General features: G+C 71.5%; 18 protein-coding genes and 5 tRNA genes. 12 read left to right on the plus strand and 11 right to left on the minus strand.

Features of this window, described 5'->3' with window-relative positions:
* Positions 1–55: 55 nt before the first annotated feature.
* The 8 genes from OG403_RS24420 to OG403_RS24455 form a co-directional block, all read right to left on the minus strand.
* The gene (locus tag OG403_RS24420) at positions 56–640 is read right to left on the minus strand and encodes a GTP-binding protein (RefSeq protein ID WP_329567847.1); all 585 of its coding nucleotides are present in this window, start codon (positions 638–640) and stop codon (positions 56–58) included.
* Entirely contained in the window at positions 621–1,259 is a 639-nt protein-coding gene (locus OG403_RS24425; protein ID WP_329567849.1) for a DUF742 domain-containing protein, read from the minus strand. Before OG403_RS24425 ends, OG403_RS24420 begins: the two co-directional genes overlap by 20 nt.
* Positions 1,260–1,546: 287 nt before the next feature.
* On the minus strand, positions 1,547–1,960 hold the full coding sequence (locus OG403_RS24430) for a roadblock/LC7 domain-containing protein (RefSeq protein ID WP_035797811.1): 414 nt from the start codon (positions 1,958–1,960) through the stop codon (positions 1,547–1,549).
* Positions 1,961–1,970: 10 nt separating this feature from the next.
* Positions 1,971–5,429: a sensor histidine kinase gene (locus OG403_RS24435; RefSeq protein ID WP_329567850.1), complete on the minus strand. Its 3,459-nt coding sequence runs from the start codon at positions 5,427–5,429 to the stop codon at positions 1,971–1,973.
* A 507-nt stretch (positions 5,430–5,936) separates the two neighbouring features.
* Complete coding sequence (locus tag OG403_RS24440) at positions 5,937–6,521, minus strand: GTP-binding protein (RefSeq protein WP_329567847.1); 585 nt, start codon at positions 6,519–6,521, stop codon at positions 5,937–5,939.
* Positions 6,502–6,927: a DUF742 domain-containing protein gene (locus OG403_RS24445; protein WP_329567853.1), complete on the minus strand. Its 426-nt coding sequence runs from the start codon at positions 6,925–6,927 to the stop codon at positions 6,502–6,504. Before OG403_RS24445 ends, OG403_RS24440 begins: the two co-directional genes overlap by 20 nt.
* 100 nt (positions 6,928–7,027) lie before the next feature.
* Positions 7,028–7,441 carry a roadblock/LC7 domain-containing protein gene (locus OG403_RS24450; protein ID WP_035797811.1) on the minus strand — a complete coding sequence of 138 codons (414 nt, stop codon included), beginning with the start codon at positions 7,439–7,441 and terminating at the stop codon, positions 7,028–7,030.
* A gap of 10 nt (positions 7,442–7,451) precedes the next feature.
* Entirely contained in the window at positions 7,452–11,300 is a 3,849-nt protein-coding gene (locus OG403_RS24455) for a nitrate- and nitrite sensing domain-containing protein (RefSeq protein WP_329567855.1), read from the minus strand.
* A gap of 687 nt (positions 11,301–11,987) precedes the next feature.
* Here OG403_RS24455 and OG403_RS24460 point away from each other — a divergent pair.
* The 8 genes from OG403_RS24460 to OG403_RS24495 all read left to right on the plus strand — a co-directional run bounded on the left by OG403_RS24460 (position 11,988) and on the right by OG403_RS24495 (position 15,385).
* A complete protein-coding gene (locus tag OG403_RS24460; RefSeq protein WP_329567857.1) occupies positions 11,988–12,209 on the plus strand; it encodes a hypothetical protein in 222 nt (73 codons plus the stop codon).
* 134 nt (positions 12,210–12,343) lie between these two features.
* Positions 12,344–13,144, plus strand: a complete 801-nt coding sequence (locus tag OG403_RS24465; RefSeq protein WP_329567859.1) for a fumarylacetoacetate hydrolase family protein — start codon at positions 12,344–12,346, stop codon at positions 13,142–13,144.
* Positions 13,137–14,636, plus strand: coding sequence for a glutamate--tRNA ligase (gltX, locus tag OG403_RS24470; protein WP_329567861.1), 1,500 nt, complete (start codon positions 13,137–13,139; stop codon positions 14,634–14,636). Before OG403_RS24465 ends, gltX begins: the two co-directional genes overlap by 8 nt.
* 213 nt (positions 14,637–14,849) lie before the next feature.
* Positions 14,850–14,921 (plus strand) — tRNA-Gln (locus OG403_RS24475).
* Between the two features lie 24 nt (positions 14,922–14,945).
* Positions 14,946–15,018: transfer RNA gene (locus OG403_RS24480), tRNA-Glu, on the plus strand.
* A 30-nt stretch (positions 15,019–15,048) separates the two neighbouring features.
* A tRNA-Glu gene (locus tag OG403_RS24485) sits at positions 15,049–15,124 on the plus strand.
* Between the two features lie 66 nt (positions 15,125–15,190).
* Positions 15,191–15,266: transfer RNA gene (locus OG403_RS24490), tRNA-Glu, on the plus strand.
* 44 nt (positions 15,267–15,310) lie between these two features.
* A tRNA-Gln gene (locus OG403_RS24495) sits at positions 15,311–15,385 on the plus strand.
* Between the two features lie 164 nt (positions 15,386–15,549).
* Here OG403_RS24495 and OG403_RS24500 read toward each other — a convergent pair.
* Positions 15,550–16,263 carry an IclR family transcriptional regulator gene (locus tag OG403_RS24500; protein ID WP_035845980.1) on the minus strand — a complete coding sequence of 238 codons (714 nt, stop codon included), beginning with the start codon at positions 16,261–16,263 and terminating at the stop codon, positions 15,550–15,552.
* 150 nt (positions 16,264–16,413) lie between these two features.
* Between OG403_RS24500 and leuC the strand changes: the two genes are divergently transcribed.
* The 4 genes from leuC to OG403_RS24520 all read left to right on the plus strand — a co-directional run bounded on the left by leuC (position 16,414) and on the right by OG403_RS24520 (position 19,793).
* The gene (gene leuC, locus OG403_RS24505) at positions 16,414–17,850 is read left to right on the plus strand and encodes a 3-isopropylmalate dehydratase large subunit (RefSeq protein ID WP_329567864.1); all 1,437 of its coding nucleotides are present in this window, start codon (positions 16,414–16,416) and stop codon (positions 17,848–17,850) included.
* A gap of 5 nt (positions 17,851–17,855) precedes the next feature.
* Complete coding sequence (leuD, locus tag OG403_RS24510; protein ID WP_329567866.1) at positions 17,856–18,452, plus strand: 3-isopropylmalate dehydratase small subunit; 597 nt, start codon at positions 17,856–17,858, stop codon at positions 18,450–18,452.
* Between the two features lie 191 nt (positions 18,453–18,643).
* Positions 18,644–18,991, plus strand: coding sequence for a hypothetical protein (locus OG403_RS36750; RefSeq protein ID WP_442910971.1), 348 nt, complete (start codon positions 18,644–18,646; stop codon positions 18,989–18,991).
* A gap of 133 nt (positions 18,992–19,124) precedes the next feature.
* On the plus strand, positions 19,125–19,793 hold the full coding sequence (locus OG403_RS24520; RefSeq protein ID WP_329567868.1) for an HU family DNA-binding protein: 669 nt from the start codon (positions 19,125–19,127) through the stop codon (positions 19,791–19,793).
* Between the two features lie 142 nt (positions 19,794–19,935).
* Here OG403_RS24520 and OG403_RS24525 read toward each other — a convergent pair whose 3' ends face one another.
* Both OG403_RS24525 and cofC read right to left on the minus strand, forming a co-directional pair.
* On the minus strand, positions 19,936–20,154 hold the full coding sequence (locus OG403_RS24525) for a hypothetical protein (protein ID WP_280694159.1): 219 nt from the start codon (positions 20,152–20,154) through the stop codon (positions 19,936–19,938).
* Positions 20,155–20,203: 49 nt separating this feature from the next.
* Positions 20,204–20,890 (minus strand): 2-phospho-L-lactate guanylyltransferase, encoded by a 687-nt coding sequence (gene cofC / locus OG403_RS24530; RefSeq protein WP_329567873.1) that lies wholly within the window; start codon positions 20,888–20,890, stop codon positions 20,204–20,206.
* Positions 20,891–21,056: the final 166 nt, after the last annotated feature.

Raw genomic sequence — 21,056 nt, forward strand, 5'->3', positions numbered from 1 at the left:
GATCGGGGACCCCGTGCCGCGGGGCCCCCGATACCGCGTCAGCGCAGTGGTGCGATCAGCGCAGTCGGGCGAGGAGTGCGTGTTCGACCAGGGTGATGAGGGCGCTTTTGGCGCTGTCCCGGCGTCGGGCGTCGAGGGTGATGATGGGTGTGTCGGGGCCGAGCTGGAGGGCTTCTCGGACTTCTTCGGGGGTGTGGGGCTGGTGTCCGTCGAAGCCGTTGAGGGCGACGACGAAGGGCAGGCCGCTGTTCTCGAAGTAGTCGAGGGCGGGGAAGCAGTCGGCGAGGCGGCGGGTGTCGACGAGGACGACGGCGCCGATGGCGCCGCGGACGAGGTCGTCCCACATGAACCAGAAGCGGTCCTGGCCGGGGGTGCCGAAGAGGTAGAGGATGAGGTCCTCGTCGAGCGTGATGCGGCCGAAGTCCATTGCCACGGTGGTGGTGGTCTTGCCGGACACCTTGCTGATGTCGTCGATGCCCGCGGAGGCGGAGGTCATGACGGCCTCGGTGCGCAGCGGGTTGATCTCGGAGACGGCGCCGACCAGGGTGGTCTTGCCGACGCCGAAGCCGCCCGCGACGACGATCTTCGCGGAGGTGGTGGCGCGGGTGGCGGCCGCGGGGCTAGAGCTTGCGAAGTCCACTGAGGACCCTTTCGAGCAGCGTGACGTCGGGCTGGTTGCCGGATTCGCCCCCGGCGGCGGGCTGGTGGATGGCGACCAGGCCGGCTTCGGCGAGGTCGGCCACGAGGATCCGGGCCACCCCGAGCGGCAGCGAGAGCAGCGCGGAGACCTCGGCCACCGACTTCACCTCGGTGGCGCAGAGCGTGCAGATCCGCTGGTGCTCGGGCAGCAGCGTGGCGAGCCTGTCCTGGTCGACATTGGCCGAGACCAGTGCCTCCAGGGCCAGTTCGTACCGGGGCCGGGTCCGCCCACCGGTCATCGCGAACGGGCGGATCAGCGGACCGGTGTCCGCCTCCTCGAAGGTCGCCTGCGGTGCCACGGGGTTCCCGCCGCCCTCAGGGCGGGGAAGGCGGCCCGGAGCGGCCTGCGGTGCCTGTGGTGCCTGTGGTGCCTGCGGGGTCTGCTGCGGGTACGCCTGACCCTGTTGCGGGACCGGCCGGCCGTACTGGTCGCCGTACTGGTCGTACTGCGGTCTGCCGTAGCTCTGGCCTTGGCCTGCGCCGGGCGTACCGAACGCGTCGTGGCCGGTGCCGGGGTACGGGACTCCGTACTGGCCCTGGCGATCGTCGGGCGGTGTCACGGTTCCTCTCCTCACAGGATGCGGCGGTGCGGTGCAAGGTGCGGGGCGCGGCCTCGATGGGACTGGGTGAGGCCGGTGGTGCGAGGTGCCGGTACAAAGCCCGAAGCCGAGCCCGTTGCCGCGGGCTCGGAAGGGGCGGCTGGATACTACAAGTACTACGACGGTGACCGCTCGCCTTCACCGGGGTGCTCCAACGGTCCGTCAGGCAGAGCGGACGGACCGTCAGAGATGAGCCGGGGGAGGGTGGTGACCGGTCGTCAGCACACTGACGACCGGTCCGCTTCTGCTCAGTGCAGGAGGCTGCCCTGGAGTTCGGCGCGCAGGGCGGGGGTGAGGACGGCGCCGGCGCGGTCGACGAGCAGGGCCATCTCGTAGCCGACCAGGCCGATGTCGGAGTCGGGGGAGGCGAGGACGGCGAGGGAGGAGCCGTCGCTGACGGCCATCAGGAAGAGGAAGCCCCGTTCCATCTCGACGACGGTCTGGTTGACGTCGCCGCCCTCGAAGATCCGGCTGGCGCCGGAGGTCAGGGAGGTGAGGCCGGAGGCGACGGCGGCGAGCTGGTCGGCGCGGTCGCGGGGGAAGCCCTCGGACATGGCGAGCAGGAGCCCGTCGGCGGAGACCACCACCGTGTGCGACACCCCAGGGGTGTTGTCCACGAAATTGGTGATCAGCCAGTTCAGGTTCTGTGCGGCCTGGCTCATCTGGGTCAACTCAACGCTCCTGGTGGTTCGAGCCGCCGAAGAGATCGGTGCTGTGGTTCTGCTGTCCGTGCCCGGGGCGGCCCGGCTGGGACATGTCCTGAGGGTCGACCCGGAAGCTGCCGGTCTGCCCGGCGTCGGAGCCGGCGTTGCGGCCCTGCTCCACGCCGCGGCGCAGGTTGGTCAGCCGGCCGCGGACCTCCTCGGGGCTGCGGGAGACCTGCGGGCCGTCCGTGGCCGCGGGCTTGGCGTTCCCGGGGACCAGGTTCTGCCGGGGCACCCGGCGCGGCAGACCGGACCCGGTCACCCCGCCGGCGGCCGGCTCGCGGACCTGCTCGGCCCGCTGCCAGGCGCCGTCGTTCGCGGACTGCCAGGCGGCCGGGCCGGTCGGGCCGGTCGGGCCCGAGGCCCCGAGGCCGGACACCTGGTGACCGGTGGGCTCGACGGGTTCGGGGGACGAGGTGTCCTTGGCGCCGGTGAACCAGTTCGGCTGCTCGCCGGCGGCCTGGCCGCCGATCGAGCGGGAGCCGAGACCGCTGCTCAACTGCTGGCCGGGACGGCGCAGCGGCAGCCCCGAGTCCAGCGCCGGGGCCTGCGGAGCCGGCAGCGCCGGGGCCTCGTACGGGTGGCCGGCGGCGTTCTCCTGGCCGCGCTGGCCGCGCTGCTGGTCGTACTGCCCCGGTCGGTCGGTCAGGCCGCGCTGGTCACGCTGGTCGCGCGGCGCGAAGCCGTCGAAGCCGGTCGGCTGGCCCTGGTAGCCGGGCTGCTGGTAGTCGGCGCCCTGGTACTGGTCCTGGTAGCCGTTCTCCTGGTAGCCGTACGGCTGCTGGGCCGACTGGTCGGCGTAGTAGCCGCCCTGGTAGCCCTGCTGCCCGTAGTTCTCGTAGGGCTGCTGGTAGCCGGGCTCGGCGTACTGCTGGTCGTACTGGCCCTGGTAGCCGGGCTGCTGGTGGTCCTGGGGGTGGTAGCCCTGCTGCTCGTACGGCGCCTGCTGGTCGAACGAAGGCTCGGCCTCGACGAACTCGGCCTCGACGTAGTCCGTCTCGGCACCCTCGAAGTCGCCCTGGCCGAAGTCCGGCGCCGCGAACTCCTGGGTGCCGTAGTCCTGGCCGCCGAACTCCGGCCCGTCCAGGTCCTGGCCGGTGAACCGCGAGTCGTCCGCGGACTCCTCGGAACCGGACTCCAGCGCCGCGCGACGGCGCTGGTCCAGCCGCAGCGAGCGCTGCATCGAGTCCAGCGCGGGGCTGAACCCGCCCTGTCCACGGGCGCCGAGCGCCAGGTTGTCGTCGAAGCCGAGTTCGGCCGCGCTGCGCGGGGCCGCGACGGCCTCGTGCGCCCAGGGCTCCTGCGGCGCCTGCTCGGCGAAGATCCGCGAGACCGTGAACTCCTCCTCCGGCTCCGGCATCACCCGCATCTGGGTGAGCGGGGCCGGGAGCATGACCAGCGAGGTGGTGCCGGCCGACTCGCCCGAGGGGCGCAGCTGGACCCGGATGTCGTGCCGGTCGGAGAGCCGGCCGACCACGAACAGGCCCATCCGGCGGGAGATCGAGGCGTCGACCGTGGGCGGCTCGGCGAGCTTCTCGTTGATCTCGGCGAAGTCCTCGGCGGTCAGGCCGATGCCCTTGTCGTGGATCTCGACCAGCACGCGGCCGTCCGGCAGCCGGGTCGCGTTGACGGTGACCCGGGTCTGCGGGCTGGAGAACGAGGTGGCGTTCTCCAGCAGCTCGGCGAGCAGGTGGACGAGGTCGGTCACGGCCGCGCCGATCACCTCGGCCTCGGGGATGCCGGACAGCTCGATGCGCTCGTACTGCTCCACCTCGGAGGCGGCGGCGCGCAGCACGTCGACCAGCGGGACCGGGGTGTTCCAGCGGCGACCCGGCTCCTCACCGGCCAGAACCAGCAGGTTCTCGCCGTTGCGGCGCATACGGGTGGCCAGGTGGTCCAGCTTGAAGAGGTTCTCCAGCTGGTCCGGGTCGGCCTCGTTGTTCTCCAGGTCGGTGATCAGCGCCAGCTGGCGCTGGATCAGACCCTGGCTGCGGCGCGAGAGGTTGGAGAAGATCGCGTTCAGGTTGCCTCGGAGCAGGGCCTGCTCGGCGGCGAGCGTGACCGCCTGGCGGTGGACCTGGTCGAAGGCGCGGGCGACCTCGCCGATCTCGTCGCGGCCCCACAGCGGGATCGCCTCGACGTTGGTGTCCACCCGGTCCGGGTCGGTCTTGGAGAGCTTCTCGACCAGGTCGGGCAGGCGGTGGTTGGCGATGTCCAGCGCGGTGGTGTTGAGCACGCGCATGCCGAGGATCATCGAGCGGGCGATGAACCCGGTGAGCAGACCGGCCAGCACCAGGGCGGCGACCACGATCGAGGCGTTGAGGATGGCGTCGGTCTGGGCGCCGTCCTTGGCGGTGACGGCGTCGCCGACGACGCTGTCCAGCAGCTTCGTCTCGGTGTTGCGCAGCGGGTTGAGCTGGCTCTGGGTGGCCTGCAGCCAGTTCTGCGGGGTCAGACCGGCCTGCTGGGCGGCCAGCGCGGCCGCGGCGGCCACGTCCTTGCCGTCGGACATGCCGGCCTGGGCCTGCGCCTCGTAGGCGAGACCGATGTTCATCAGGCCGTCGGTGGTCGGCAGCGTCACGTTGTCCGGCATCCGCAGCGGCAGGTGGCTGTCGGCCTCGGCCTCGGCGACCAGCGAGTCCGCGTAGACGTGGTTGTCGGCGGGGGCGGCACCGGTCTGGAAGGCGGCCAGCGAGTTCTGCGCGATGTTCGAGGTGACCAGCAGGTCCTGGATCAGCTGGGCGTTCTCGTACTTGGTGGTTCGGTTGGAGCCGATGCCGACCAGCAGCATCAGCATCTGGGAGCGCTGCAGCGAGCTGTAGGACTTGGTCTGCGACATGTTGTAGATGGCGCGGCCGCGGTTCACTCCCGCGGCGCTGCCGGCGCCGACCGAGCTGTCGATCGAGAGCAGCGGGCCGATCAGCACGGAGTACGCGTTGATCGTCGCGTTGGCGAACAGGTCCTTGGTGTAGGCGACGCTCCGCAGGCTCTGCAGCGAGGCGACGTCGCCCTCGAAGGCCTCGTCGTCCTGGGCGACTTCGGCGTCGCCGCTGACCTTGGCGTAGGCGGCGTGGTAGGCGGCCAGCTTCTGGTCGGTGGCGGCCCGCAGCTTGGCGACCTCACCCTGCGGGTCCTGGCCGGTGATCAGCGGGGGCAGCGAGAGGTCGCGCTCGTTCTCCAGCGCGTCGGCCAGGTTGGTGGCGGCCTGGGCCAGCCGGGCGATCTGCTCGGCGTGGGTGGCCTTGACGTAGTCGTCGAACGAGGTGTTGACGCGCATACCGCCGAAGACCAGCGCCAGGATGACCGGGATCAGCATGATCGCCACCAGCCGGACCGGCACCCGCCAGTTGCGGAAGGCGAGGAACTCGTAGCGGCTGGCCTGCGTTGGACGATCATCACCGCCCCCGGTGATCACTTCGGATGTCACGCCGCTCGATCGGCCGGGTATGCCGCTGCCGGCCTGGGAGCGCTCGGAGTTCGCCGCGAAGGGGGAGAACCCGGCAGTGCTCTGGCCGCTGCGGTCCGTCTCGCGGGGCTCGGAGCGCCGCTGCGGGGTGACTGGCTGCTTACGCCTCACTCGACAACAACCTCTCGGCCGCTAGGCGGCCATGGATCAATCCAGCGGCTACCCCTGGCCGCAGCCCGCTGCTGGGTGGAACTGCCATGGGTCAACTCGGGGTAGCTGGAATTTCAGCACGTGCGGGAGAACGGGACAAACAGCTCTTGCTGTCCGCCCACTGATGCACATATCGGACATTCAGTCACAGGACCAGCCAAACCATCGGAGGCCATGTGCCGAGCGCACCCGAACGACTTCGGTGTGTCACGAAAACGTCCGAAATGCCTACCGAACCGTTATGCGATCCACAGAACCCGTTATGTGACGTGCGACGTACAGAACGGGGACCCCGGATCTCCGAGGCCCCCGTCATGGTCAGCGCAGTCGGGCGAGGAGTGCGTGTTCGACCAGGGTGATGAGGGCGCTTTTGGCGCTGTCCCGGCGTCGGGCGTCGAGGGTGATGATGGGTGTGTCGGGGCCGAGTTGGAGGGCTTCTCGGACTTCTTCGGGGGTGTGGGGCTGGTGTCCGTCGAAGCCGTTGAGGGCGACGACGAAGGGCAGGCCGCTGTTCTCGAAGTAGTCGAGGGCGGGGAAGCAGTCGGCGAGGCGGCGGGTGTCGACGAGGACGACGGCGCCGATGGCGCCGCGGACGAGGTCGTCCCACATGAACCAGAAGCGGTCCTGGCCGGGGGTGCCGAAGAGGTAGAGGATGAGGTCCTCGTCGAGCGTGATGCGGCCGAAGTCCATTGCCACGGTGGTGGTGGTCTTGCCGGACACCTTGCTGATGTCGTCGATGCCCGCGGAGGCGGAGGTCATGACGGCCTCGGTGCGCAGCGGGTTGATCTCGGAGACGGCGCCGACCAGGGTGGTCTTGCCGACGCCGAAGCCGCCCGCGACGACGATCTTCGCGGAGGTGGTGGCGCGGGTGGCGGCCGCGGGGCTAGAGCTTGCGAAGTCCACTGAGGACCCTTTCGAGCAGCGTGACGTCCGGCGTTCCGCCCGACTCACCGGCGGCGGCGGGCTGGTGGATGGCGACCAGGCCGGCTTCGGCGAGGTCGGCCACGAGGATCCGGGCCACCCCGAGCGGCACCTGGGCCAGGGCCGAGATCTCGGCCACCGACTTGACCTCCTGGCACAGCTGGACGATCCGCTGGTGCTCGGGCAGCAGGCCGGTGGAGCGGGCCGCGTTGCCGGTGGTCGAGATCAGGGCCTCGATGGCCAGCTGGTAGCGGGGACGGGTACGGCCACCGGTCATCGCGTACGGGCGAACCAGCGGCTGCTGCTCGTAGCCGCCGTTGTTCTGGTCGCCGTAGCCGGAGCCGTACCCGTTGCCGTACGAGCCGGCCGGTGTCGGGGGCGGGGTCATGCGGGATCCTCCTTGCACTGCGGCTGATATTGCGTCAGCTCTGGGGTAGGGCGTCGGGCCCGGTCGTGCCGGGACCGACGGAGGGTGACCTGAGTCCCTGTCAGTGCAGGAGGCTGCCCTGGAGTTCGGCGCGCAGGGCGGGGGTGAGGACGGCGCCGGCGCGGTCGACGAGCAGGGCCATCTCGTAGCCGACCAGGCCGATGTCGGAGTCGGGGGAGGCGAGGACGGCGAGGGAGGAGCCGTCGCTGACGGCCATCAGGAAGAGGAAGCCCCGTTCCATCTCGACGACGGTCTGGTTGACGTCGCCGCCCTCGAAGATCCGGCTGGCGCCGGAGGTCAGGGAGGTGAGGCCGGAGGCGACGGCGGCGAGCTGGTCGGCGCGGTCGCGGGGGAAGCCCTCGGACATGGCGAGCAGGAGCCCGTCGGCGGAGACCACCACCGTGTGCGACACCCCAGGGGTGTTGTCCACGAAATTGGTGATCAGCCAGTTCAGGTTCTGTGCGGCCTGGCTCATCTGGGTCAACTCAACGCTCCTGGTTCTCAGTGCCGAAGCCGTAGCCGCCGTGGTTGCCCGAGGCGTTCGGGTCCGGCGCGGCAGAACGGTAGTCGCCCTGTGCTGGGTCGGCACCGGCGGGGCGCCCGGAACCGTCGAACTGCTGTCCCTGGCCCGGCATTCCCTGACCCGGCAGGTTCTGGACCGGGATGCTCCCGGTCGCCTCGGCGCCCGCGCGCCGGCCCTGCTGGATACCGCGGCGCAGGTTGGTCAGCCGGCCGCGGACCTCCTCGGGGGCCCGGGAGACCTGCGGACCGGTGAGCGGGGCCGCCTCGGCGGTGCCGCTCACCAGGTTCGCCTGCGGGGTGCGGCGGGGCAGCCCGGAGAGGGTGACCCCGTCCGAGGAGGGCTCGCGCACCTGCTCGGCGCGGCGCCAGCGCTCGTCGTTGGCGGACGGCCGCCAGGGCGCGTCGCCCGGACCCTGGCCCGGGCCGCCGAACGGCGCCCGCTCCTGGCCCTGGCCCGGCTGCTGGCCCTGGGCCGGCTGCTGGGGCCGACCGGGCTGCGGCTGCTGGTCGAAGCCGGGCGCCGTGGTGCCCGGGCGCTGCGGCTGGTACGCCTGCTGGCGCTCGGCCGCCTGCTGCTGGTTGACCTGGACCGAGGCCATCCGGTTCACGCCGCCGTTGCGGAAGCCCTGCTCCTCGCCGCGGCCGTCGCCGGCTGCCGCGCCGTGCTCGGGCGAGCGGCGCGGCGGCAGTGCCATCGGCTGCTGCTGCGGGGCGACCTGCTGCGGCTGCTGCGGTGCCATCTGCTGCGGTGCCATCTGCTGCGGGGCCACCTGCTGGGGCGCGAACTGCTGCGGCGCGCCCTGGTGGGGCGCCGGCTGCTGGCCCGGCTGCTGCTGCGGTTGCTCCTGGTAACCGGCCTGGCGCGGCGCGGGGTTGGCCACGCTCGGCAGCACCGGCTCGACCAGGCCGAGGCCCAGCGGGTCACGCGGGTCGATCTGGCTGGCCTCGAAGGCCGGCCGGGTGAACGGCACGGTGCTCTCGACCGGGGTCGGCTCGGGTATGCCCTGGCCGATCACCGGCTGCTGCACGGTGGGCGGACCCTGCGGGTCGCCGACCGGTGCCTGCGGCCGGGCCATCGGCCGGCCGGGCTGGCCGACCGGACGGCCGGTCGGCGCCTGGCGCGGCCGGCCCTGCTGGTCGGCCCGGCCGGGCATCGGCTGACCCTGCTGCTGACCCTGGGGCGGCTGACCGGTCTGACCGGGCTGACCGGGACGGCGCTGCGGCAGCCCACCCGAGCGCGCGTTCGGACCGACATCGCCGCGCACGTTGGGTCCCTGCGGCTGACCGTCGGCCCGGCCGTGCTGCGGCTGCTCGCCGCCGCGTCCGGGAGCGTTCCCGGTCGCGCCCTGCGGCGGCACGGGGGTACCGGCACCCGGAGCGTGCGGCAGGCCCGCCGGGGCCTGCGGCGCCGCGCCACCGCGGCGAGGCAGCCCGGGGCCGCCCGCGGGCGCGCCGGTTCGCCGGCCGCCGCCCTGCTGCGCGGGCCGACCGGACGGCGGGGTCTCGCGCAGCGACTGGCCGACCGCGCGGGTCGGCAGGCCGCCGGCCGCGGGCGCCGCCGGGGCGCCGCCCTGGCCGGGGCCCTGCGGGCCCTGGCCGAGCTGCGGACGACCGCCGGGAGCGCCGCCCTGGCCGGGACCCTGCGGGCCCTGGCCGAGCGCCGGGGCCGGGCCGCCGGGCAGCGGGCGCTGCTGGCGCGGCGTCGGAGCGACCCCGCGCTGGCCGCGGCCGGTCTGGCCCTGAGCCGGACCCTGGCCCTGACCCGGGCCCGGACGCGGAGCGCGCCGGTCCGCCGAGTTGGTGACGTCCACCGGGAGCATGACCAGCGCCGTGGTGCCGCCGGAGTCGCTGGGCCGCAGCTGGATCCGGATGCCGTGGCGCAGCGAGAGGCGACCGACCACGAACAGGCCCATGCGGCGGGAGACCGAGACGTCCACCGTCGGCGGGCTGGCCAGTCGCTCGTTGATCTCGGCCAGGTCGTCGGGGGACAGGCCGATGCCGGTGTCGTGGATCTCGATCAGCACCCGGCCGTCCGGCAGCGCGTGGCCGGTGACCCGGACCCTGGTCTGCGGGCTGGAGAACGAGGTCGCGTTCTCCAGCAGCTCGGCGAGCAGGTGGACGAGGTCGTTGACCACGCGGCCCGCCACCTCGGCGGACGGCACGGTGGCCAGTTCGATGCGCTCGTACTGCTCCACCTCGGAGGCGGAGGCACGCAGCACGTCGACCAGCGGAACGGGCCTGGTCCACCGGCGGCCCGGGTCCTCACCGGCGAGAACCAGCAGGTTCTCGCCGTTGCGGCGCATGCGGGTGGCCAGGTGGTCGAGCTTGAAGAGGCTGGCCAGCTGGTCCGGGTCGGCCTCGCGGCTCTCCAGCTCGGAGATCAGCGAGAGCTGACGCTGGATCAGGCCCTGGCTGCGGCGCGAGAGGTTGGTGAACATCGAGTTGATGTTGCCGCGGAGCAGCGCCTGCTCGGCGGCCAGTCGGACCGCCTCGCTGTGCACCATGTCGAAGGCGTGCGCCACGTGGCCGATCTCGTCGGTCGAGTCGACACCGACCGGCGCCACGGTGACGTCCACGTCCTGCGGGTCGGTCTCGGAGAGCGTCTTGACCAGCTCGGGCAGCCGCCGCTCGGCGACGTCCTCGGCCGCGGTCTGCAGCTTGGTCAGCGAGCGCACCATCGAGCGGGCCATCAGGGCGGCGCCGATCACGGCGACCAGCAGCACCAGCGCGACCAGCACACCGTTGACGATCACGTCGTTGTCGGCCTGCGCCTGCAGCGAGTGCGCCTTGTCCTTGAGGTCGTCGAGCAGCGTGCTCTCGATCGCGCGGTCGGTGTCGATCCGGACGCTGGCCTGCTCGTACCAGTCCTCGTAGGTGCGCGGGTCGGCCTGCTTGATGCCGTTCGTGCCCAGCACCTGGTTGGCGTAGCGGTCGGCCAGCGCGATGTTGGTGTTGTTGGCCTGGCGGGCGCGCAGCTTGAAGGCCGCGCTGGGGCCGTAGATCGCGTTGAAGTTGGAGACCGCGTTGGTGTACGCGCTGCGCAGACGCAGGCCGAAGCTCTGGTCCGAGGGCGACATGTCGGGGGTGGGGCGGGCCAGCGCGGCGCTGATCAGGGCGCGCTGCTCGGAGCTGCTCTCCTTCTCCTCGGAGAACTGCTCCAGCGCGCGGGTGGCCTTGACCAGGTCCGGGTTGGAGGAGGCGAGCGCGATGTCCTGGCTGATCGACAGCAGATCCTTGATGATCGTGTCGTAACCGGTGATCGTCGCTTCGATGTTGTCGACGTTGTTGTAGGCGTTGTCGCGCGTGCTGGAGAGCAGCTCCATGTCGGTGCGCACCTGCATCAGCAGCGAGTTGCCGCCGGACAGGTCCATGCCGTCGAAGCTGTCGGCACGCGCGTTGTACGCCTTGGTGGCCAGGTCGGTGGCGTGCTGGGCGGTGGAGACCTGGTCGTTCGGCACGCCGGGGTTCTGGGTGAGCGGACCGGCGCTGACGTCGCGCTCGGTCTGCAGCGCGTCCGCGAGCGCGGTGGCCTTCACCGCCAGGTCGCTCAGGTTGCTCATCTGGGCCAGTTGCTGCGAGCTCTGCGTCGCGCTCTGGATGCGCAGACCGCCGAAGACCAGCGCGACCACCACGGGGAGCAGCAGCAGGGCGATCAGGCGGGTACGGATACGCCAGTTGCGCATCCGCAGCCGGCCGAAGCCGGTGGCGCGGCGGCGGGTCAGCGAGCCGCGCAGCCGGGAGCGCCCGCTCGCGCGGCCCTCGCCGTCCTCCTCGTCGAGGTCCGTGTCGACCTCGGGTTCGCCGCTGGTCAACCGGTCGCCCGGGATGGCGTCCGGCTCCGACTGCTGGGGGGTACCGAGGGGCTCCGGCGAATCCGGCTGGCCTGCCGCGGCGCCGCTACCCCTTTTGAAACGTCCCTGCACTGGCGTCGCAACCTCTGGACCGGGCGCCCCGCCGCGTTGCCGCGGGCTGGGGCGGTGTCGAGTTTCGATTTTCGGCAGACCCGGCTGATCCGGGAATGCACGCGGGCCGCCGTGGGTAGCTCCTGTGCACTGCGCCGGGCCCGAGGGGCGGTCGATGGATCGCGCTTCGCGGCGCTCGCAGTGCCAAGGAGGTTCACCTCCGGCGGTTCGTGGCATTCCAGCACAGCGCGGGAACTCCAACAAGGGGCGGGGTGGTGGCCGCCATGGGGCTACCGAGTGCGCGCGCGGACTCACCGTGGGTGTGACGGACGCTGTTAATACGGCCTTTTTCGGACACCTGGCGGCCGGTCGCCCGGGTCGGGCCGTTCGATGACCTGTCCTGTATGCCGTTTAGTTCTCCTTTGTCGGAATTTACTTCCTGGGTGAAATATCCAATTTGAGAGCGTTCGCCGGAAAATTGTGAGCAAACTCACAGGCCAATGTGTAGCTTTGGTCACGGCGTCTGTGGAATGAGGTCCCTACGCTGGCCCAGCGAGTCCCACCACCAGCCCTCCCTGAATAGAAGGTGCAGAAGCGATGTCCCAGAGCCCGGCCAAGTCGGCCACCAAGTCGACGCTCGTCGCCCGTTCGACGGCGAACCCGCGCCGGACCACCCTGGCTTCGCTGGAGGACTTCAGCCAGCTGCCCGGTGCCCGCGCCTCGCTCGAGCCGATCGAGTACGGGACCCAGCTGCCGCAGAGCACGGCCAACCCGCGCCGCACCGTGCTGATGAAGGTGCCCGAGCAGCAGCAGGGTTGATCCCCGCCGGCCGGCCCGGCCGGCCCGCGCACCCGCTCCGAGGGCGCCGTCACCGCTGGTGGCGGCGCCCTCGGTGGTAGCGCGGGCGATAGCCTGGACCGGAATCGACACCGCGCCCGAGAGGTTGCCCAGCCGTGCGAATTGCCAGGTTCTCTGTCCGAGAAGGGGGAGCGGCCGCCGGCGGCGTCTCCTTCGGTGTGGTCGAGGGCGACACCGCCCAGCCGGAGTCGCTGGTGGTGCACGCCATGGCCGGGCACCCGTTCGGTGCCCCGCAGCTGACCGGTGAGAGCTACCGGATCGACCAGGTCCGGCTGCTCACCCCGATGCTGCCCAGCAAGATCGTCGCGGTCGGCCGCAACTACGCGGCGCACGCGGCCGAACTGGGCCACCAGGTGCCCGAGGTCCCGCTGACCTTCTTCAAGCCGTCCACCGCGGTGATCGGCCCCACCGAGTCGATCGCCTACCCGCCGTTCTCCACCGACGTGCAGCACGAGGCGGAACTGGCCGTGGTGATCGGCCGGATGTGCCGCGAGGTCCCGGTCGACCGGGTGCCCGAGGTGGTCTTCGGCTACACCTGCGCCAACGACGTGACCGCGCGCGACGTCCAGCAGCGCGAGGGCCAGTGGGCCCGGGCCAAGGGCTTCGACACCTCCTGCCCGCTCGGGCCGTGGATCGAGACCGAGTTGGACCCGGCGGACCTGGCGATCACCTGCACGGTCAACGGCGAGCTGCGCCAGGCCGGGCGGACCTCGCAGCAGATCCGCGGCGTGGCCGAGCTGATCGCGCACATCTCCGAGGCCATGACGCTGCTTCCGGGCGACGTCATCCTCACCGGCACCCCGGCGGGTGTCGGACCCCTGAACGTCGGCGACGAGGTCGCCGTCTCCATCGAAGGCATCGGCACTCTCACCAACAAGGTGATCAAGCGTGGCTAACACTGACCCGACAGTCCGGGTTCGCTTCTGTCCCTCCCCGACCGGCAACCCGCACGTGGGCCTGGTCCGCACCGCCCTGTTCAACTGGGCGTTCGCCCGCCACCACGGCGGCACCCTGGTGTTCCGGATCGAGGACACCGACGCGGCCCGGGACTCCGAGGACTCCTACAACCAGCTGCTGGACGCCATGCGCTGGCTCGGCTTCGACTGGGACGAGGGCCCCGAGGTCGGCGGCCCGCACGAGCCGTACCGGCAGTCCCAGCGGATGGACATCTACGCCGACGTGGCCCGTCGGCTGCACGAGGCCGGGCACGCCTACGAGTGCTTCTGCAGCACCGAGGAGCTGGACGCCCGCCGCGAGGCGGCCCGCGCCGCCGGTCTGCCCTCCGGCTACGACGGCCTGTGCCGCACGCTGACCGACGAGCAGAAGGCGATCTTCCGCGCCGAGGGCCGGCAGCCGATCCTGCGCTTCCGGATGCCCGACCACACCATCGTCTTCGAGGACCTGGTGCGCGGCACGCTCAGCTTCGAACCCAAGGACGTGCCGGACTACGGCATCGTCCGGGCCAACGGCGCCCCGCTCTACACCCTGGTCAACCCGGTGGACGACGCCCTGATGGGCATCACCCACGTGCTGCGCGGTGAGGACCTGCTCTCCTCGACGCCCCGTCAGATCGCGCTCTACGCCGCGCTGGCGGAGATCGGCGTCGGCAGCGGCGGCACCCCGAAGTTCGGCCACCTGCCGTACGTGATGGGCGAGGGCAACAAGAAGCTCTCCAAGCGCGACCCGCAGGCCAGCCTCAACCTCTACCGGGAGCGCGGCTTCCTGCCCGAGGGGCTGCTCAACTACCTGGCCCTGCTGGGCTGGTCGCTGGCCGAGGACCGGGACCGGTTCTCCATGGCGGAGATGGTCGAGGCCTTCGACATCGCCAAGGTGAACGCCAACCCGGCCCGCTTCGACCTGAAGAAGTGCGAGTCGATCAACGCCGACCACCTGCGCCTGCTGGCGCCGGAGGACTTCGCCGGCCGCCTGGTGCCCTACCTCCAGCGCGCCGGTCTGCTGCCGGCCGAGCCGACCGCGGCCCAGCTGGAGCTGCTCGCCGAGGCCGCGCCGCTGACCCAGGAGCGGATGGTCGTGCTCTCCGAGGTGGTCGACATGCTCGGCTTCCTCTTCGTCGCCCCGGACGCCTTCACGGTCGACGCGGCCGACGCGGCCAAGGTGCTGACCGCCGACGCCCGCCCGGTGCTGGAGGCCAGCATCAAGGCCCTCGAGGAGCTCGGGGAGTTCGCCCCCGAGCCGATCCAGGCCGCGCTGCGCGAGGCGCTGGTGGAGGGCCTGGGCATCAAGCCCAAGTTCGCCTTCACGCCGCTGCGGGTGGCCGTCACCGGCCGCCGGATCTCGCCGCCGCTCTTCGAGTCGATGGAACTGCTCGGCCGTCCCGAGACGCTGCGCCGCCTCGCGGCCGCGCTGGACGCGCTGCCCGGCGCCTGAGGGCGCGTCGGGCCTGGTCACGGCGAGCCGCTGTGACCAGGCCCGACTCCCGGCCTGCGGATATCGATTTTGGAGCGGGGCCACGCGTCGGGTAATGTTCTTTCTGCGCCGCCCGGGAGGGCAACGGCGAGGGACCAGAAGCCTCACCGAGAACCACCCAACGGATCACGGCGCGATCATCGAGCAAGACCCCGTCCAGGGGTTGCGTTCTGATGGGGTATGGTGTAATTGGCAGCACGAGTGATTCTGGTTCATTTAGTCTAGGTTCGAGTCCTGGTACCCCAGCGCAGTACAACAGCAGTACCGCAAGCCCCCGTTGTGTAGCGGCCTAGCACGCTGCCCTCTCACGGCAGTAGCGCCGGTTCGAATCCGGTCGGGGGTACGCAATGCAGAGCACAATCGCATAGCAGGAGCCCCCGTTGTGTAGCGGCCTAGCACGCTGCCCTCTCACGGCAGTAGCGCCGGTTCGAATCCGGTCGGGGGTACCAGATCCTTCATCAGTCACCATCCGGATGCTCAACTCCCCGGAGGCGGCGAAGCTGGATCGCCAGTTTGCCCCCGTTGTGTAGCGGCCTAGCACGCTGCCCTCTCACGGCAGTAGCGCCGGTTCGAATCCGGTCGGGGGTACCAAGCAGTTCGGCCGGTGGCCCAGTAGCCATCGGCTTGATTGCTGTTGGGGTATGGTGTAATTGGCAGCACGAGTGATTCTGGTTCATTTAGTCTAGGTTCGAGTCCTGGTACCCCAGCCAGTGGCAGTTGTGAATAACAGGCGGGCCCCCGGTGATCCGGGGGCTTTTTGCTTTTCCCGTTCGGTCGGTACCGGCGCGCCGGGCAGTGCGGGAGCGCGATGAAAGGGCCGCGCACCGGAATCCCGGTGCGCGGCCCTGTGGTTTCGGCGCGCGGAAGAGCGGAGTCAGCCCCGGCGCAGGGCGTCGGTGAGCCGGTTGGCGGCCTCGATGATGGCTTGGGCGTGCAGCCGGCCCGGGTGGCGGGTGAGCCGCTCGATCGGCCCGGAGACCGAGACGGCGGCCACCACGCGGTTGGAGGGCCCGCGGACCGGCGCGGAGACCGAGGCGACGCCCGGCTCCCGCTCGCCGATCGACTGGGCCCAGCCGCGCCGCCGCACGCCGCTGAGCGCGGTGGCGGTGAAGCGGGCGCCCTGCAGGCCGCGGTGCAGCCGCTCGGGCTCCTCCCAGGCGAGCAGCACCTGGGCGGCGGAGCCGGCCTTCATCGGCAGGGTGCTGCCGACCGGGACGGTGTCCCGCAGGCCGGAGAGCCGCTCGGCGGCGGCCACGCAGATCCGCATCTCGCCCTGCCGGCGGTAGAGCTGCGCGCTCTCACCGGTGACGTCGCGCAGGTGGGTCAGCACCGGGCCGGCGGTGGCCAGCAGCCGGTCCTCGCCCGCCGCGGCGGAGAGTTCGGCGAGTCGGGGGCCGAGGATGAACCGGCCCTGCATGTCCCTGGTGACCAGGCGGTGGTGTTCGAGTGCGACGGCGAGTCGGTGGGCGGTGGGCCGCGCCAAGCCGGTGGCGGCGACCAGCCCCGCCAACGTGGCGGGGCCCGACTCCAGTGCGCTGAGCACCAGAGCGGCCTTGTCGAGAACGCCGACGCCGCTAGTGTTGTCCATACGCCGATACTGCAGTCTCAGTGGGCGAGACGCAAGTTCAATCTCCCGGGAAAAGCGCCACCCTGGGTGGAGCGGCCCGGGAAGACGCCCCGGGAACGGGCACCCCACGACACGATCAGGCCGGCAGTGCGGCCGGCTGGAGGGAACGCGATGGGACGGACACTGGCGGAGAAGGTCTGGAACGACCACGTGGTGCGGCGCGCGGAGGGCGAGCCCGACCTGCTCTACATCGACCTTCACCTGCTGCACGAGGTGACCAGCCCGCAGGCCTTCGACGGCCTGCGGTTGGCCGGGCGTCCGGTCCGCCGCACCGATCTGACGATCGCCACCGAGGACCACAACACCCCGACGCTGGACATCGACAAGCCCATCGCCGACCCGGTCTCCAAGGTGCAGTTGGAGACGCTGCGCCGCAACGCGGCCGAGTTCGGGGTCCGGATCCACTCGCTGGGCGATGTCGAGCAGGGCGTCGTCCACGTGGTGGGCCCCCAGCTGGGACTGACCCAGCCGGGCATGACCGTGGTCTGCGGCGACTCCCACACCTCCACCCACGGCGCCTTCGGCGCGCTGGCGTTCGGCATCGGCACCAGCCAGGTCGAGCACGTGCTGGCCACCCAGACGCTGCCGCTGGCGCCGTTCCGGACCATGGCGATCACCGTCGAGGGCGAGCTGCCCGAGGGCGTCACCGCCAAGGACCTGATCCTGGCGATCATCACCAAGATCGGTACCGGCGGCGGCCAGGGCTACGTCCTGGAGTACCGCGGCCCGGCGATCCGCGCGCTGTCCATGGAAGCCCGGATGACCGTCTGCAACATGTCCATCGAGGCCGGCGCCCGGGCCGGCATGATCGCCCCGGACGACACCACCTTCGACTACCTCGAGGGCCGCCCGCACGCCCCGCAGGGCGAGGACTGGGACGCCGCCGTGGCGTACTGGCGGACCCTGGCCACCGACGAGGACGCGGTCTTCGACGCCGAGGTCCTCATCGACGCGAGCGAGCTGACCCCGTTCGTCACCTGGGGCACCAACCCGGGCCAGGGCGCGCCGCTGGGCGCCTCGGTGCCGGACCCGGCCTCGTTCGCCGACCCGCAGGAGCGCACGGCCGCCGAGAACGCGCTGACCTACATGGGCCTGACGGCCGGCACCCCGCTGCGCGAGGTGCGGGTCGACGCGGTCTTCGTCGGCTCCTGCACCAACGGCCGGATCGAGGACCTGCGGGCCGCCGCCGCCGTCGTGGAGGGCCGCCAGGTGGCCGAGGGCGTACGGATGCTGGTGGTCCCCGGCTCGGTCCGGGTGGCGCTGCAGGCCGTCGAGGAAGGCCTGGACAAGGTCTTCACCGCCGCCGGCGCGGAATGGCGCCACGCGGGCTGCTCGATGTGCCTGGGCATGAACCCCGACCAGCTGGCCCCGGGCGAGCGCTGCGCCTCGACCTCGAACCGCAACTTCGAGGGCCGCCAGGGCAAGGGCGGCCGCACCCACCTGGTGTCACCCCAGGTCGCCGCCGCGACCGCGGTGCTGGGCCACCTGGCCGCACCCGCCGACCTGACCGTCAACCGTGCCGCCGGCACCGTCGCCCTGGAGGTCTGAGCGCGATGGAGAGTTTCACCACCCACACCGGTCGCGCCGTGCCGCTGCGCCGCAGCAACGTCGACACCGACCAGATCATCCCCGCCCATTGGCTCAAGAAGGTCACCCGCTCGGGTTTCGAGGACGGACTCTTCGAGGCCTGGCGCAAGGACGAGTCGTTCATCCTCAACCAGCCCGAGCGGCAGGGGGCCACGGTCCTGGTGGCCGGTCCTGAGTTCGGCACCGGATCGTCGCGCGAGCACGCGGTCTGGGCCTTGCAGAACTACGGCTTCCAGACCGTGATCTCCTCCCGGTTCGCCGATATCTTCCGTGGCAACTCGTTGAAGAACGGGCTGCTCACGGTGGTTCTGCCGCAGGAGACGGTGGAGCGGCTCTGGGCGTTGACCGAGGCCGATCCGAACGCCGAGATCACCGTCGACCTCCAGGACCGCGAGGTGCGCGCCGAGGGCGTGACGGCCTCCTTCGAGCTGGACGAGAACGCCCGTTGGCGACTGCTCAACGGCCTGGACGACATCAGCATCACGCTGCGGAACGCTGATGACATCGACGCCTTCGAGGCGGACCGGCCGGCCTTCAAACCGCGCACCCAGCCGGTCTCCTGAGCGCCTGCATTACCCTCGCGCAACCGATGGCCCGCCCCCTTCCCGGGGGGCGGGCCATCGTTCGTCGCTGCCCCGTCGCGGGGGGGAGTTCCGTCCTGACAGTGCGTGAGACCGGACAAGATACCGCCCCCGGATTTGCCGGAAGACGGGGGCGACGCGTCGCAACTCCGAACGGATGGCACAATCAAGGCATGCACCGGCACCATGAACCTCCGTACGCGGGCGGCGATCCCGCGTCGTCGGAGTTCGTGGCCCGGGAAGCCGAGAGTCGAATTGACGATCGGCCGGACGTCGAGACCTCAGTCACTGAGGTACCGGACGACCCGGAAGTCGCGGCGCTCTACGCGCTTGTGGCAGAGCGGTTGAAGCAGGCTCACGCGCGCGTCCACGCGCTCCACGTGTCCCCGGAAGCAAAGACCGCTCTCACCCGGCAACTGTTGATCGTCACCGAGACCGCCAAGCGCGATCTCCCGGCGGCGGCACGGCGGTTGGCTCGCTTTGTGCAGGACCTCGACGAGGGGCGTCCGCCCGTCGGCTGAGGTCGCAGACGCGCAAATCCATTGCGACACTAGGGTGATTCGCGCGTTTGGTAATTGAAAGTCCGCAAATACATGCCTAACGTGCGAATTGAACGGATGGAATCATCCGGCGCCCGTTTCTGAAGGGGAAGACGTGAACAAGGCTCAGCTTGTCGAAGCGGTGGCCGAGCAGCTGGGTGGTCGCAAGGCTGCCGCAGAGGCCGTCGACGCAGTGCTCGACACCATGGTGCGTGCCGTTGTGGCCGGTGACCGGGTTTCGGTCACCGGTTTCGGCACCTTCGAGAAGGTGGAGCGCTCCGCGCGCTTCGCCCGTAACCCGCAGACCGGTGAGCGGGTCAAGGTCAAGAAGACCTCGGTGCCCCGCTTCCGTCCCGGTCAGGGCTTCAAGGACCTGGTCAGCGGCAGCAAGAAGCTGCCGAAGGACGGCCCCTCGGTCAAGAAGGCCCCCAAGGGTTCGCTGACCCCGGGCAAGAGCGGCACCACCGCCGCCGTGAAGCGCGCCGCCACCAAGCGGGCCGCTGCCGCCGCCGAGGCCGCTCCCGCCACCAGGAAGACCGCGGCGAAGAAGACCACCACCGCTGCCAAGAAGGCGACCACCGCCACCAAGGCCGCTGCGGCGAAGAAGACCACCACGGCTGCCAAGAAGGCGACCAGCACCGCCAAGACGACCGCGGCGAAGAAGACCACCACCGCTGCCAAGAAGGCGACCACCGCCACCAAGGCGGCCGCGGCCAAGAAGACCGCTCCGGCGAAGAAGACCGCCACCCGCAAGACCACGGCCCGCAAGACCGCCGCGAAGTAGTCGCGGCACGGCGGCCCGGACCTCATCAGGTCCAGGCCCTGGGCATTCTGATGGTCCGTCAGGACCGAGCACAGCCGCGGCGGCCCGCCCTCAGTCATGAGGGCGGGCCGCCGCGGCTGTGCTGTGTGCGGTTGACGATCGGTCAGTTCCCTGGATCGGGGAAGGTCTGCAGCGTCACGAAGACCACTCGGCGCTGCTCGCCGCTGCCCTCGGTGCGGATCCGCACCCGCTGCCCCGGACGCAGCAGGAGCAGCCCGCCGGCGTCGAACGCCGCCGCGTCGAAGGGCAGCGGGGTGCCGTCGTCGAGCAGCACGGAGCCGGCCCGGGTGTCGGGATCGAAGGTGAACGCGGTGGCCTGCATGCCAGCAGCATAGAGCGGGCGGCCCGGACCGGCCGGACAGCGGTCGGTCTCAGACCAGCGCCGCCGCCACCGCCCGGGTGTGCGGGCCGACCCCGAGCGCCAGCGCCTCGGCGAGGTCGGCGGCGGTGTCCACGTCCCGGCGCACCGAGGGCACGTGCGGCAGCGCGAGTTCGAGCGCGCCACAGGCCGCGTGCCGTTGCCGGGAGGCGCCGCCGAAGGCCGGGCGCAGCGGTTGCCCGGCGGCGCAGGCCAGCAGCGTGGTGCCGATCCCGGGGGCGTCCGCCAGGAAGGCGCGCGCCGCGTCCGGCACCGCGGCCAGCACCTCGGCGAGTTCGGCCGGGCGCAGCGCCGGCAGGTCGGCCGAGAGCGCGGCCAGGGGCGCGCCGGGGCGCAGCCGCCGCGCGTGCGCAGCGCCGTGCGCCAGCGCGGGGTTGAGCCCGTCGGCAGCCTCCCGGATCGGTTCGTCGGTGACCAGCAGGGCGCCGAGCGCGGCCAGTCGGGCCCCGGCCACCGGGTCCCGGGTGACCACCAGGACCTGGGCCACCGCCGGGCAGCTCAACGCGGCGGCCACGGTGTCCAGTGCGAAGGCGAGCGCCAGCTCGGGCCGGCGCGCTCCGGCGTACGGGCCGAGCCGACTCTTGGCGCGGGCCAGCGGCTTCACCGGCAGCACCAGGCTCCAGGCGGCCGACCGGCCCCGCGCGAGGGGGGCAAGGGGGCGTACGGTGTGCTGGGTCATCCGTGACATTCTCGCGTCGGTCCGTCAGGCTCCGCCAGAGCGCCCCCCGGCGCCGGCGTGCGATTGGTCACTCGGCGCGGACCCGCACCCGGCCCTGCTCGACATGGCCGTTCGACCCGGCGAGGATGACCAGGGTTTCCCGGACCCGTCAGTTCGGGGACGCCCG

The organism is Kitasatospora sp. NBC_01266, assembly GCF_036242395.1.
GTDB lineage: Bacteria > Actinomycetota > Actinomycetes > Streptomycetales > Streptomycetaceae > Kitasatospora.